The organism is Rahnella perminowiae (assembly GCF_019049695.1).
GTDB classification, from domain to species: Bacteria; Pseudomonadota; Gammaproteobacteria; order Enterobacterales; family Enterobacteriaceae; genus Rahnella; species Rahnella perminowiae.
Genome location: NZ_JAFMOT010000188.1, coordinates 101,771 through 115,576 on the forward strand (window position 1 = coordinate 101,771; position 13,806 = coordinate 115,576).

Consider the following 13,806-nt stretch of genomic DNA (forward strand, 5'->3'; position numbering starts at 1 on the left):
GAACTAATCGTTCAAATATTCCCGCTAAACTGTGACCCAAACTGTGGCAAAATGATGCCTGTCATGATGGAAAGGCACCGATTCCCTATCCAGAGGCCGCATCGGAAAGTAGGATGCGCATCAACAAGTAAAATATTTACTGTAAATAAAGACTATTTGTGGTTTTTTTGGAGCGTAAAATGCAGCTGAAACGGGTGGCAGAAGCCAATCTGCCAACACCTTGGGGCGATTTCCTGATGGTGGGTTTTGAAGAATTGGCCACCGGACACGACCATCTGGCGTTAGTTTTTGGCGATATCACTGGCGATACGCCGGTTCTCGCGCGCGTTCACTCCGAGTGTCTGACTGGTGATGCCTTATTCAGCCTGCGCTGTGACTGCGGCTTTCAGCTCGAAGCTGCACTGAATCATATCGCTGAAGAAGGCCGGGGCATCCTGATGTATCACCGTCAGGAAGGCCGTAACATCGGTTTGCTGAATAAAATCCGCGCATACGCTTTACAGGACAAAGGCTACGACACGGTCGAGGCTAATCATCAGCTCGGGTTCGCCGCAGATGAGCGTGACTTCACGCTGTGCGCCGACATGTTCAAGCTGCTGGGCGTGGATTCAGTGCGCCTGCTGACCAACAATCCGAAAAAAGTTGAAATTCTGACCGAAGCCGGCATTAACATCACCGAACGCGTTCCGCTGATCGTTGGTCGTAATCCGGAAAACGAACGTTACCTGTCGACTAAAGCCGCCAAAATGGGCCACCTGCTCGATAAATAAGGCTGTTATAGTGCGATGAAAATATTAAGGGCACCTTAAGAAGGTGCCCTTTTTGATCGGCAGAAGAACAGATATTACAGCATCTTGCGGATCACATAATGCAAAATACCGCCGTTCTGGAAATACGTCAGCTCATTGCCGGTATCGATCCGACAACGTGCATCGATCGTTTCAGTATGACCATCGGCGAAAGTGATATGTACCGCGACATCCTGCCCCGGCGTCAGGGTTTGCAATCCGCTGATGCTGATCTGCTCATCGCCGGTGAGTTTCAGCGTTTTGCGCGTCACACCCTGCGGGAACTCAAGCGGTAAAATCCCCATTCCGATCAGATTCGAACGGTGAATACGCTCGAATGATTCGGCGATAACCACACGAACGCCGAGCAGGCGCGGGCCTTTGGCCGCCCAGTCACGGCTTGAACCTGAACCGTACTCTTTACCGGCAATCACAGCGGTCGGCACATTTTCATGCTGATAGCGCATCGCCGCATCGTAAATCGCCAGCTGATCCTGCGACGGAATATGACGTGTATAACCGCCCTCCACACCCGGCACCATTTCATTTTTGATGCGGATATTGGCGAACGTTCCGCGCATCATCACTTCGTGGTTACCACGCCGTGAACCATAGGAGTTAAAGGCTTTCGGCTCAACCCCATGCTGGGTCAGGTACAAACCAGCCGGACTGTCAGCCTTGATATTCCCGGCAGGCGAAATGTGGTCGGTGGTCACTGAATCCGCCAAAATCGCCAGTATTCGCGCATCCTTGATATCTTCCAGTGCATCTGGCTCAGCCTTCATATCACTGAAGAACGGCGGATGGCGGATGTAGGTAGAATCTTCCTGCCAGGTGTAAGTTGGCGTACCTTCAACCTGGATCGACTGCCAGCTCGCATCGCCGTTAAACACCTCGGCGTACTCTTTATGAAACATGTCTGTCGTCACCTGTGCGACTGCATTGGCGATATCGTTGGCCGACGGCCAGATATCTCTCAGGTAAACAGGCTTGCCATCAGCCCCATCCCCCAGAGGATCCTGCGTCAGGTCGACATTCATATTACCGGCAAGCGCATACGCCACCACCAGCGGCGGCGAGGCAAGCCAGTTGGTTTTAATCAGCGGATGAATACGCCCTTCAAAGTTTCGGTTGCCGGAAAGCACGGCTCCGACGGTTAAATCACCCGCTTTGATCGCTGACTCAACGGGTTCCGGCAGCGGCCCGGAGTTACCAATACAGGTCGTACAGCCGTAGCCCACCAGATTAAAACCCAGTTTCTCCAGGTGTGGCATCAGACCTGCCGCATTAAGATAATCGGTCACCACTTTGGAACCTGGTGCCAGCGATGTTTTTACCCACGGCTTGCTGGCCAGGCCTTTTTCAGCGGCATTCTTCGCCAGCAGACCGGCCGCCATCAGCACGCTCGGGTTTGAAGTATTGGTACAAGAGGTGATTGCCGCAATCACTACCGCACCGGTGGTCAGCGAATAATGCTGGCCTTCCAGCGTGAAACTTTCTTTATCGCTACGCCCCGGCTTACTGTTACCCAACTCCAGTTCAGTCGCCGCTTTGAATGCTTTCGGAACATTGGGCAGCGCGACACGATCCTGAGGACGTTTCGGCCCGGCCAAACTCGGCTCTACGTCGCCCATGTCCAGCGCCAGGGTACTGGTGAATACCGGCTCGTCACCGGGATGGCGCCATAAACCCTGAGCCTGAGAATAGGCTTTGACCAGTTCGATTTGTTCGTCACTGCGGCCACTGAGCTTCATGTAACTCAGCGTCACATCATCTACCGGGAAGAAGCCGCAGGTTGCACCGAATTCCGGCGACATATTGGCAATGGTCGCGCGATCAGCCAGAGGTAAGTCCGCCAGGCCATCACCGTAGAATTCGACAAATTTCCCCACCACGCCGTGTTTACGCAGCATCTGGGTGACCGTCAACACCAGGTCAGTCGCGGTAATGCCTTCACGTAATTTACCGGTCAGTTTGAAACCCACAACGTCCGGGATCAACATGGAAACCGGCTGCCCGAGCATCGCGGCTTCGGCTTCGATACCGCCACAACCCCAGCCCAGAATCCCCAGACCGTTAATCATCGTGGTATGGGAATCCGTCCCGACCAGGGTGTCAGGATAAGCGACCGTTTTACCCTCCTGTTCTTCATACCAGACGGTTTGTCCGAGATATTCAAGATTGACCTGATGACAAATCCCGGTACCCGGCGGCACAACGCGGAAACGGTTAAAGGCTTTTTGCCCCCAGCGCAGGAACTGGTAGCGCTCGTTGTTGCGCTCCATTTCGAGACGCACATTCTCACTGAATGCCTCATCATCACCGAATTCATCGACCGTTACCGAGTGGTCGATAACCAGATCAACAGGTGACAGAGGATTGACCTGATCGACATTCCCGCCAAGGCGTTTTACCGCCTGACGCATCGCGGCCAGATCGACGATAGCGGGTACACCCGTAAAATCCTGCATCAGTACCCGCGCCGGACGATAAGCAATTTCGCGGTCGGCATGACCGGTTTTTTGCCATTCGACCAGCCCCTGCAGATCATTTTCGGTGACAGTGTCACCATCGACGTGGCGCAGTAAATTTTCGAGTAATACCTTGAGGGATTTTGGCAGACGCTGAATATCACCCAGCGTTTTGGCCGCGAGTGGCAGGCTGTAGTAGTAGAATTCTTTCTCCCGGACTGCCAGCTTATCCAGACTGTTCTTGCGAATAGACGACATAGCTTCTCCTTTAGCGCTCAGCGTGGCCATGCGTAATAACCCGCTGGCTTATAAGTGCATACTTAAAGATAACACAATTTATCGTTAACATTTTTATAACAGCTCAAACTGATCATCAGGCAAAAAAAATCCCGCCGCATCGGGTAAGGATGCAACGGGATCAGAGAGGCGCTACGTTTGTGACGACTTATTTTGTCGGCAGCTTAATGTCCTTGAACATCTCTTCAATATCTTCGTTGGAGCGCAGGGAAATAGCCGTATCCACCACGTCACGCGTCAGATGTGGCGCAAAGCGCTGGATGAAATCATACATGTAGCTGCGCAGGAATGTACTGCGGCGGAAGCCGATTTTGGTGGTGCTGTAGGTGAAAATATCACTCGCATCCACAGTCACCAGATCCGGATCCTGGATCGGATCAACCGCCATGCTGGCAATGACACCCACGCCCAGTCCCAGACGAACGTAAGTCTTAATCACGTCAGCATCTGTGGCGGTGAATACAATGCGTGGCGTCAGGCCGGCGCGGTTAAATGCAGTATCGAGTTCTGAACGGCCGGTGAAGCCGAAGGTATAAGTCACAATCGGATAGGCTGCCAGTTCTTCAATGGTGACCTTCTCTTTACCCGCCAGCGGATGATCAGGCTGAACCACCACGGCACGGTTCCAGTGATAGCAAGGCAGCATGATCAGATCGTCATATAAATGGAGCGCTTCGGTAGCGATCGCGAAATCCGCATTGCCTTTCGAAACCGCTTCAGCAATCTGCGTCGGCGATCCCTGATGCATATGCAATGAAACACGGGGGTAACGCTCGATAAAACCTTTAATTACATTCGGTAAAGCATAACGTGCCTGCGTGTGTGTCGTCGCCACATACAACGAACCTTTGTCCGGATAGGTATGCTCACCGGCAACGGCTTTGATCGCATCCACTTTAGACAACACTTCACGGGCAATACGGATGATTTCCTGCCCTGCCGGTGTGACTTGCGTCAGATGTTTTCCACTGCGGGAAAAAATCTGGATCCCCAGTTCATCTTCCAGCATCCGCACCTGTTTGCTGATCCCGGGCTGCGACGTGTACAGGCCTTCTGCCGTCGAACTGACGTTCAGATTGTGATTAACAACCTCTACGATATAGCGCAGTTGCTGCAATTTCATATCTCATACCATCCTAGTTTTCGCACCCTGCCGTCATCCCTGTTCACCCGGGGGCTGAACAGACTGAAATAATTTTATAATGAATGCCGGTAGTCTGTTAACGAACGTTATTTATGCCCCAGATGCATTAACTTATTACCTGAATGCATAAGAATAAATTTTATATAACAATTATATCAATAATTAACGCGTTGTATAGCCAGAGAACATAATGACAATTGCGGGCAGCGCTGCCCTGATAAGAAAAACAGCAAATCAGGGTCGATGATAGATCTGAATGCAATAAAAAAACCAGCCCGGAGGACTGGTTTTTTACACCTGCTTAACAGAGTGACATAAATCCGTTATCGCCTAAATAATTCGAGTTGCAGGAATGCGACAAACTCTGGCATCCCCGGGAGCATGGCTGACCCTGTGACTGGGCCGACTGAGTGCAGCCAACGCACCGGCAACTTGAAATATGAAGGCGATAATTATTTTTTGCCTTCAACCCATTTGCCGTCCACAAAGAAAGCGGTCCAGCCCGTGGCTTTGCCGTCTTTTTCTGAAGACACATACTGCTGCTTAGTTTTACGGCTGAAACGCACCATGGATTTATTCCCTTCCGGATCTGCCACCGGCGCATCGGCCAGATAGCTGAGTTTTTCCGGTAAGCGATCTTTGAAACGCTTCAGTTCTTCCACCAGCGGCGCACGGGTTTCGCGCGATTTAGGGAATGTGTTGGCAGCCAGGAATACCCCTGCCGCACCGTCACGCAGCACGAAATACGCGTCTGATTTCTCACACGGCAATTCCGGCAGCGGAACCGGATCTTCTTTCGGCGGCGCCACATCACCGTTTCGCAAAATCTTACGGGTGTTTTTGCACTCGTCGTTGGTACAGCCCATGTATTTACCGAAACGCCCCATTTTCAGGTGCATTTCAGAGCCACATTTCTCGCACTCAACGATCGGGCCGTCGTAACCCTTGATACGGAACTCGCCTTCTTCGATTTCATAACCATCACATTCCGGGTTGTTACCACAGACATGCAATTTACGCTGATTATCGATGAGATAGCTGTCCATCGCCGTACCGCATTTGGCACAACGGCGTTTGGCGCGTAGCGCATTAGCTTCGGCTTCATCACCTTCCAGAATGTTCAGCACTTCGGCATCAGCAATCAGGTTGATGGTGGTTTTGCAGCGTTCTTTCGGCGGCAAGGCATAACCGGAACATCCCAGGAACACACCGGTGCTGGCGGTACGTATCCCCATCGGACGTCCGCAGGTCGGACATTCAATGCTGGTCAGCACCATCTGATTCGGACGCATACCGCCTTCTTCAGGGTCTTTCTCAGCCGTTTCCAGCTGCTTGCTGAATTCAGTGAAGAATTCATCCAGAACGGCTTTCCATTCCGCCTTGTTATTGGCGACCTGATCCAGCCCGTCTTCCATACGTGCGGTGAAATCGTAGTTCATGAGCTCACGGAAGTTATCTTCCAGACGATCGGTAACGATTTCGCCCATTTTTTCTGCATAGAAGCGACGGTTTTCAACGTGAACGTAGCCCCTGTCCTGAATGGTCGAAATGATCGACGCATAAGTAGACGGGCGGCCAATACCCCGTTTTTCCAGTTCTTTAACCAATGACGCTTCGCTGAAACGCGCAGGCGGCTTGGTGAAATGCTGAGTCGGCAGCAGTTGTTGCAGTTCCAGATCCGTCCCCACTTCGATGGCGGGCAGGGTTCTGTCTTCGTCGCCTTTACGCAACGCCGGCATCACTTTGGTCCAGCCATCAAAACGCAACGTACGGCCTTTGGCGCGCAAAGAATAATCCCCGGCTTTCACCGTCAGCGTAGTGGAATCGTACTGAGCCGGTGTCATCTGACAGGCCACAAACTGACGCCATATCAGCTGATACAGACGTTGCGCATCCGCTTCCATATCTTTCAATTGTTCAGACGTCACGGCTACGTCAGAAGGACGAATCGCTTCGTGCGCTTCCTGAGAATTCTCTTTGTTGCTGTATTGCAGCGGAGCTTTCGGCAGATATTTATTACCGAAATTTTCGCCGATATAGCCGCGCACCATTTCCACGGCATCCTGACTCAGGTTAGTGGAATCAGTACGCATATAGGTGATGTGACCGGCTTCATAAAGACGCTGTGCCATCATCATGGTTTTCTTCACACCAAAGCTCAGACGCGTACTGGCCGCCTGTTGCAACGTGGAAGTAATGAAAGGCGCACCCGGCTTACTGCTGGTTGGTTTGTCTTCACGATCAACCACGGTATAGCGCGCTTTCTCAAGCAGCGAAACGGCCGCATGAGTTTGTTCTTTATTCACCGGTTTGAACGGTTTGTCGAGATGATGCGTCACTTCCATTTGCAGCGCGGTTTCTTTCTTCGCCAGCAAATCCGCATGCAACTCCCAGTATTCTTCCGGCACGAACGCTTTGATTTCTTTCTCACGCTCGACAACCAGACGCACCGCCACGGACTGAACGCGACCTGCGGATAAACCACGGGCAATTTTCTTCCACAACAGCGGAGATACCATGTAACCCACCACGCGGTCCATGAAACGACGCGCCTGCTGAGCATTCACACGATCAATATTCAGTTCGCCCGGTTCTTTAAAGGCGTTCTGGATCGCGTTTTTGGTAATTTCGTTAAATACGACGCGGCTGAAACGTTTGTCATCACCGCCAATCACTTCCCGCAAATGCCAGGCAATCGCCTCTCCTTCGCGGTCAAGGTCGGTTGCGAGATAGATGTGGTCAGCTTTTTCCGCTAACGCTTTTAACTCAGCAACAACTTTTTCTTTACCCGGAAGTATTTCGTATTGTGCTTCCCAACCGTGATACGGGTCGACGCCCATGCGATTAACCAGCGCGGTCTTCTCATCCTTTTTTACTTTTTTCTTTGTTTTTTCTTCGGTTGAGTCGGCGGTCTTTTTAGCAGCGGATCCACTGGTGGGTAAATCACGGATATGACCGACGCTGGACTTAACCACGTAGTCATTTCCTAAATATTTATTAATCGTTTTGGCTTTTGCCGGGGACTCAACTATTACGAGAGCTTTGCCCATAATTACCTTTACCTGAATGATTCTTCATCATCTGAAGAAGATTTTGCCTAGTTATGCCGCGGCACAATTACACGTCTTTTTTTATATTGCGGCAGTGAGTCAGAACGTCAACTGATTTCTTTAAAAGAAGGAACGCACTGACTTCCAGAGGTTCAAATCACTGATTCTGCGAGGGATTAACCAGACAGGGCTCAGCAGAACGCGCCCGTTTTTAAGTCAAATAACAACCAAGCGTAAACAAAACATTCCACCTGAAGCCACAAAATCCCACACTCTACCTGATAAAAATCGCCACGCAAACTAATTAACACGGAAAGGCCTTTTTCGCCAAATCGCATCCGCCTTTTATAGATTGCTCAAAATATAACCAGCCTGCTTAAGCGGATTACCCCCAGCAGATTTGCGGTTTTATCAACGTCAGGATTACAATAACGTCAGCAATTATAGTGGGGAGTAAATATCATGCACGAAAATACATCGGCAATTAGCCGCGAAGCTTTACTGATCGAAGCGAATAAGGTTATCCGTGAGCACGAAGATTACATCCACGGAATGCTGGCGACAGAGGTTGAGCAGAAAGGTAATGTGCTGGTTTTCCGCGGGGAGTTTTTCATGGATGAAGACGGCTTACCGACCAGAAAAACCACCGCAGTATTTAATATGTTTAAACATCTGGCCCATCTTTTTTCAGAAAAATACCATCTCGAAGATTGAGATAAAAGAATCGCTAATAAAGGTATAGGTAACCGATAAACGGCGAGACTCACTCTTTCGGATTAAAAAGGGACGGATGTCCCTTTTTCTTTTATATGTTCCGGGAAAAAAATTACAACAGAGGTTTCTGACTGCGTTGTAACCAGCGCAGGAACAGGCGATCAACGCTTTGTGCTGCGCTGCCGGTGAAGCGGTCCATCATACGTTTACGGCGGCTGTAACGCACCGCAATCACTTCATGATTTTTCATTTCCGCAATCAGTAAATCATCACTGGTGCCAATAGCATCAATCAGACCGTTCTCACGCGCCTGGGTACCGAACCAATGTTCACCGGTGGCGACCGCATCAATATCCAGCGACGGCCGGTTCTGATGTACAAATTCTTTAAACAGCACGTGGGTTTCGTTCAGATCTTCACGGAATTTTTCCCGGCCTTCTTCGGTATTTTCACCCAATAAAGTCAGGGTACGTTTAAACTCGCCCGCAGTGTGCAACTCAATATCAATGTCATTTCGTTTCAGCAGACGGTTAAAGTTAGGGATCTGGGCAACGACGCCGATTGAACCTATGATGGCAAACGGCGCGGCGACAATCCTGTCCGCTACACAGGCCATCATATAACCGCCGCTGGCTGCAACTTTATCCACCGCAACCGTCAGACGAATACCGCTCTGACGCAGACGCACCAGCTGAGAAGCCGCCAGACCGTAACCGTGTACCACACCGCCCGGACTTTCCAGGCGTAGCAATACTTCATCTTCCGGCGTGGCCACGGCCAGCACGGCTGAAATTTCTTCCCGCAGCGATGTCACTTCGTGGGCATCCATACTGCCTTTGAAATCGAGTACATACAGGCAGGGTTTGCTTTTCGGACTCCCGGTTTTGGCCTGCAGTTTTTTCTGTTTTTCCTCCGCTTTGTTCTTTTTTTTCAGCTGTTTGCTATGAATTTTTAGCTCGGCAGGGTTCATGCGCGCATGGCGCATTTCACGTTGCATTTCGCGGTACTGTTCGCCTAAATCGATTAGCTGCAACTCACCTTTACCGTGAGACTTACGTTGACGAAGACCAACAAGTAAAACGACCAGTGCCCCGATGGCAATAACTACAGTCACAACTTTGGCCAAAAACAGCCCGTAAAGAGAAAGTAAATCCACACATACCGCCTTTTCAATGTGGTAATAAAACCGTGGTGAGAAAGTTGTTAAACATTCTAAACAATCGCCGCACTGACGTCTTGTTCGAAGATGACATCCTGACTCAGGCGTAAAACAGAGTGCGTCTGTGTTCCAATTTTGTTACAAAAGAGCTGCCCGTTTTTCGGTTAATCATTGAAACTGATGCCCATTTGAGGCATATAAGCGGTGATCACTCGCGAAAAACCTAAAATTCTCATCAAAATGGCGAATTCTGGTTGAGCGCAACAACTCCCGTTTTCGCCATTGTGATATGAAGAGCGCCTGATGTGATGACGGCCGTTTGCCGCCACATAACCGCCCCATTAAGAGGACTGACCGTGCATTATCATCCTAAATCCGATTTGCTCAATCATCGTATCATTCTGGTTACCGGCGCTGGCGACGGCATCGGCCGTGAAGCCGCACTGACGTATGCCCGTTTCGGCGCGCAGGTCATTTTGCTGGGCCGTACCGAAAGTAAACTCGCCAGTGTACAGCAGGAAATTGCGGCTCGTCATTTGCGGCCGGCTTTCATTTATGCACTGGATTTACTGACCGCCAGTCAGCAGGATTGCCAGCGCGTCGCAGAGCAAATCGCTGCATGGGTGCCGCATCTCGACGGCGTTTTGCATAACGCCGGTTTGCTGACTGATATCACGCCGATGGCTGAAATTAAATTGCAGGACTGGATGGACGTCATGCAGGTCAATGTTAACGCCACGTTTATGCTGACCCAGGCGTTACTGCCGCTGATGTTGAAATCTGCCAGCTCCTCGCTGGTGTTCACGACGTCCAGCGTCGGACGCGAAGGCCGCAGCGGCTGGGGCGCTTACGCCGTGTCAAAATTTGCCACCGAAGGCATGATGCAGGTGCTGGCCGAAGAGCATAAACACACCGGCCTGCGTGTCAATTGCATCAATCCTGGCGGCACACGAACCGGCATGCGCGCCTCCGCTTTTCCTGATGAGAACAAAGATAAACTCAAAACACCGGCCGATATCATGCCGCTGTATTTGTATCTGATGGGCGATGACAGCCGCCGTAAAACCGGTATCAGTTTTGATGCCCAGCCGGGGCGCAAAGCCGGTCCGGCAGAATAACCACGGAGCCTCTGATGACCGAAGATCGCCATAAACAGCGCCAGCAAAAGCTGAAAGAACAGGTTGATGCGCGTATTGACGCCGCAAAAGAACAACGCGGGATCCTGATTGTGTTTACCGGTAACGGTAAGGGAAAAACCACGGCGGCCTTTGGTACGGTAACCCGCGCCGTCGGGCACGGTATGCGCGCAGCAGTGATCCAGTTTATTAAAGGGGAATGGCCTAACGGCGAGAAAAACCTGCTCGAACCGCACGGCGTGGAATTTCAGGTGATGGCGACCGGTTTTACCTGGGAAACGCAGAATAAAGAAACCGATACCGAAGCCTGTCAGGCCGTCTGGCAACACGGCAAACGCATGCTGGCCGATACATCATTAGATCTCGTGGTGCTTGATGAGCTGACGTATATGGTCAGTTTCGGTTATCTGGATTTGCAGGAAGTGATCGAGGCCCTGAACACGCGTCCGGCGCATCAGACGGTGATTATCACCGGGCGCGGCTGCCACCGTGATTTGCTGGAAATGGCTGATACGGTCAGCGAACTCCGTCCGGTGAAGCATGCCTTTGACGCAGGCATTATGGCGCAACAGGGCATCGACTGGTGATACCCTGTTTTCACTTTCAAAGCACTATCTGACACTCCGCCAGTGTCGCCATTTCGTTATGAACGGCGCAGGCGGCATCAATCAGCGGTAACGCCAGCGCCGCGCCGCTGCCCTCGCCAAGTCGCAAGTTCAGATCAAAATACGGTTGCAACCCCAGTGCTTCCAGTGCCAGCGTCGCGCCCTGCTCGGCTGATATATGTGAAGGAATAAGGTAGGGTTTCAGCCCGGGGGCTATCTGGCATGCCGCCAGCGCTGAGGCGTAAGAAAGATAACCATCCAGTACCAGCGGAATACCAGACGCCGCGGCTCCGATCATGGCTCCTGCCATGGCGACCAGTTCAAAGCCCCCGACTTTCGCCATCACATCCAGCGCATCTGAAGGATCAGGCTGATTTACCGCAATGGCTTTTTCGACCACGCTGATTTTATGCGCCAGTCTGTCAGGTGGCAGATTTGCACCCAGACCGACGGTTTGTGCTGGCGCAGCGCCGGTCAGTACAGCCACCATCGCTGCCGCAGCCGTGGTGTTTGCCATTCCGAGCTCACCCACAGCCAGCAGGGATAACCCGCTTTCGGCTTTCGCGATCACCCGTTCCGCACTCCAGATCAGTAAAGATTCCGCCTCTTCGCGCGTCATGGCCGGGCCGGTGGCAATATTGCCCGTTCCCTGCGCGACCTTATGATTGAGCGTTCCGGGAATATCCGCGCCAATGATACCGCAGTCAATCAGCGTTACCTGCGCACCGGCCACCTGTGCCAGCACCGAAACCCCGGCTTTCCCCTGCACAATATTGACCGCCTGGATCGCCGTTACCGCCTGTGGGGACGGCGTGACGCCTTCCTGCCATACACCATGATCGGCTGCCATCACCAACACTTCTTTGCTCGGGAAATGCAGGGGGTGGTTACCGCGAATTGAAGCCAGCTGAATCGCCAGTTGTTCCAGACGACCCAGGCTGCCCGGCGGTTTCACCAGACTGTCGAGTCGTGCCGCCGCCCTCTGAGCGGCCGGTGCATCGGGAACCGCTATCTGACGGAGAATGTTTGCCAGCGAAGCCATGGTGTCGTCCTTACGTGTTTGAAAAGTTAAATACCGCTGTCGTTAAAGCGCTGAATCACACAAGTGCCGGGGCTGAGATCAATTTCACACAAACAGCCTTGTTTAAACGGGAAACGCCACATATCCGCAGGTGCCAGCTTAAGCATCATCGCCAGCAACAGGCTGAGTGAACCCTGATGTGCCACTATCGCCAGCCTGCTTTCCTGCGGACGCAAATGCAACTGCTGCAAGGCCTGACGGATACGCGAGGTGAACGCCGTAAAGGATTCCCCCTGTGGCACCTCGGCCTTTTGCCAGTCCTGACACCAGGCCTGATAGCCTTCTGCCTGTGAGGCTTCGAGTTCATTGTGATGACGCATTTCCCACTCGCCAAACGCCATCTCCTGCAACAATGGCTGAGTCTCTATCGTCAGTTCGCGCCCGTGGGCAATGATACCGGCCATATCACGGCTGCGGCGCATATCGGTATGGATCAGGGCATCCAGCGGCGTAGCAGCCAGCTGACGCGCCACATGCTGCGCCTGTCGCTCCCCCTCCGCAGTCAGCACAATGTCGCTGCTGCCACAAAATACGCCGTTAACATTAGCCTGAGTTTGTCCGTGCCGTATCAGATACAGTTTCATTATTGAGTCCCTTTTCTCAGTGCCATAACAGGAAAAACAGGAAGAGCAGTTCGCTCAACTCGCACGCTGCGCCCAACGTATCGCCGGTCTGGCCACCGATACGCCGGGCGATAAAATACCGTAAGCCCAGCACACCTGTCAGTGTAATAAGTAGTGCAGGCAGTGTCGTGAATCCGCCGACAATCAGCGTCAGAAAGGCCATCAGCAACAAGGTGATATAAAAATGCCCCTCGCTGATTTTACCGATAAATAAATTGCCCATTCCCGACTCGCGGGCATAGGCCTGACGGTACATCATCACCGCCATCATGCCACGCCCGACCACCGGCGTGAGGATAAGACATGTCAGCACTGGCAGTCCGTCGGCGCTGAGCTGATAAATCAACGCAGTACGAAGCAGAACAGCCACAATCAGTGCCAGTGCGCCGTAGGTGCCAATGCGGCTGTCGCGCATAATTTCCAGGATCCGCTCCCGGCTGCGCACGGAGAATAAGCCGTCGCAACTGTCAGCCAGCCCGTCGAGATGTAAACCGCCGGTCAGCATGACATGTACGATGACAACGGCAATCGCCGCCGGTAGCGCCCCGACGTGCGGCAGCAGAAACAGCCACACCAGCGCGGTCAGTAACCCGATGACCAGCCCGACCAGCGGAAAGCACACAATACCGCGCGCATACGCTTTCAGTCCGATGCCGTCACACCAGCGTTCCCTGACCGGGATACGGGTGAGAAACTGCAACATTGCGAGAAACAGTCGCCATAAGGCCATAATAAATT

11 protein-coding genes are annotated in these 13,806 nt (G+C 52.2%); 4 read left to right on the forward strand and 7 right to left on the reverse strand.

Features of this window, described 5'->3' with window-relative positions; translation table 11 throughout:
- The first annotated feature begins 179 nt into the window (after nt 1-179).
- Nucleotides 180-770: a GTP cyclohydrolase II gene (gene ribA, locus J1781_RS24010; protein ID WP_129951552.1), complete on the forward strand. Its 591-nt coding sequence runs from the start codon at nt 180-182 to the stop codon at nt 768-770.
- 74 nt (nt 771-844) lie between these two features.
- Here the strand turns inward: ribA and acnA are convergent, their stop codons facing one another.
- The 3 genes from acnA to topA form a co-directional block, all read right to left on the reverse strand.
- On the reverse strand, nt 845-3,517 hold the full coding sequence (acnA, locus tag J1781_RS24015; RefSeq protein ID WP_217234297.1) for an aconitate hydratase AcnA: 2,673 nt from the start codon (nt 3,515-3,517) through the stop codon (nt 845-847).
- A gap of 187 nt (nt 3,518-3,704) precedes the next feature.
- Nucleotides 3,705-4,679, reverse strand: a complete 975-nt coding sequence (gene cysB, locus J1781_RS24020) for an HTH-type transcriptional regulator CysB (protein ID WP_129951554.1) — start codon at nt 4,677-4,679, stop codon at nt 3,705-3,707.
- Nucleotides 4,680-5,152: 473 nt separating this feature from the next.
- Nucleotides 5,153-7,750: a type I DNA topoisomerase gene (gene topA / locus J1781_RS24025; RefSeq protein WP_129951555.1), complete on the reverse strand. Its 2,598-nt coding sequence runs from the start codon at nt 7,748-7,750 to the stop codon at nt 5,153-5,155.
- A 462-nt stretch (nt 7,751-8,212) separates the two neighbouring features.
- Here topA and J1781_RS24030 point away from each other — a divergent pair, with 462 nt between their 5' ends.
- The gene (locus J1781_RS24030; protein ID WP_129951556.1) at nt 8,213-8,464 is read left to right on the forward strand and encodes a YciN family protein; all 252 of its coding nucleotides are present in this window, start codon (nt 8,213-8,215) and stop codon (nt 8,462-8,464) included.
- A 112-nt stretch (nt 8,465-8,576) separates the two neighbouring features.
- Here J1781_RS24030 and sohB read toward each other — a convergent pair whose 3' ends face one another.
- Nucleotides 8,577-9,620 carry a protease SohB gene (gene sohB / locus J1781_RS24035; protein ID WP_129951557.1) on the reverse strand — a complete coding sequence of 348 codons (1,044 nt, stop codon included), beginning with the start codon at nt 9,618-9,620 and terminating at the stop codon, nt 8,577-8,579.
- A 359-nt stretch (nt 9,621-9,979) separates the two neighbouring features.
- On the opposite strand from sohB, the gene J1781_RS24040 reads away from it, so the two are divergent.
- Together J1781_RS24040 and cobO are read left to right on the forward strand one after the other, a co-directional pair.
- On the forward strand, nt 9,980-10,741 hold the full coding sequence (locus J1781_RS24040; protein WP_129951558.1) for a YciK family oxidoreductase: 762 nt from the start codon (nt 9,980-9,982) through the stop codon (nt 10,739-10,741).
- Between the two features lie 14 nt (nt 10,742-10,755).
- Nucleotides 10,756-11,346, forward strand: a complete 591-nt coding sequence (cobO, locus tag J1781_RS24045; RefSeq protein WP_129951559.1) for a cob(I)yrinic acid a,c-diamide adenosyltransferase — start codon at nt 10,756-10,758, stop codon at nt 11,344-11,346.
- A gap of 16 nt (nt 11,347-11,362) precedes the next feature.
- Here cobO and cobT read toward each other — a convergent pair whose 3' ends face one another.
- The 3 genes from cobT to cobS are packed head-to-tail and all read right to left on the reverse strand — an operon-like array spanning nt 11,363 to nt 13,798.
- Nucleotides 11,363-12,406, reverse strand: a complete 1,044-nt coding sequence (cobT, locus tag J1781_RS24050; protein ID WP_217234298.1) for a nicotinate-nucleotide--dimethylbenzimidazole phosphoribosyltransferase — start codon at nt 12,404-12,406, stop codon at nt 11,363-11,365.
- Nucleotides 12,407-12,432: 26 nt separating this feature from the next.
- On the reverse strand, nt 12,433-13,029 hold the full coding sequence (gene cobC / locus J1781_RS24055) for an alpha-ribazole phosphatase (protein ID WP_129951561.1): 597 nt from the start codon (nt 13,027-13,029) through the stop codon (nt 12,433-12,435).
- A gap of 16 nt (nt 13,030-13,045) precedes the next feature.
- Nucleotides 13,046-13,798, reverse strand: coding sequence for an adenosylcobinamide-GDP ribazoletransferase (gene cobS, locus J1781_RS24060; RefSeq protein ID WP_217234299.1), 753 nt, complete (start codon nt 13,796-13,798; stop codon nt 13,046-13,048).
- Between the last annotated feature and the right edge of the window lie 8 nt (nt 13,799-13,806).

Bases quoted from the DNA above. Each gene is read 5' to 3' on its own strand.
- topA (WP_129951555.1), bottom strand. From the start codon at position 7,750: ATGGGCAAAGCTCTCGTAATAGTTGAGTCCCCGGCAAAAGCCAAAACG.
- ribA (WP_129951552.1), top strand. From the start codon at position 180: ATGCAGCTGAAACGGGTGGCAGAAGCCAATCTGCCAACACCTTGGGGC.
- acnA (WP_217234297.1), bottom strand. From the start codon at position 3,517: ATGTCGTCTATTCGCAAGAACAGTCTGGATAAGCTGGCAGTCCGGGAG.
- cobO (WP_129951559.1), top strand. From the start codon at position 10,756: ATGACCGAAGATCGCCATAAACAGCGCCAGCAAAAGCTGAAAGAACAG.
- cobT (WP_217234298.1), bottom strand. From the start codon at position 12,406: ATGGCTTCGCTGGCAAACATTCTCCGTCAGATAGCGGTTCCCGATGCA.
- cobS (WP_217234299.1), bottom strand. From the start codon at position 13,798: ATGGCCTTATGGCGACTGTTTCTCGCAATGTTGCAGTTTCTCACCCGT.
- cysB (WP_129951554.1), bottom strand. From the start codon at position 4,679: ATGAAATTGCAGCAACTGCGCTATATCGTAGAGGTTGTTAATCACAAT.
- cobC (WP_129951561.1), bottom strand. From the start codon at position 13,029: ATGAAACTGTATCTGATACGGCACGGACAAACTCAGGCTAATGTTAAC.
- J1781_RS24030 (WP_129951556.1), top strand. From the start codon at position 8,213: ATGCACGAAAATACATCGGCAATTAGCCGCGAAGCTTTACTGATCGAA.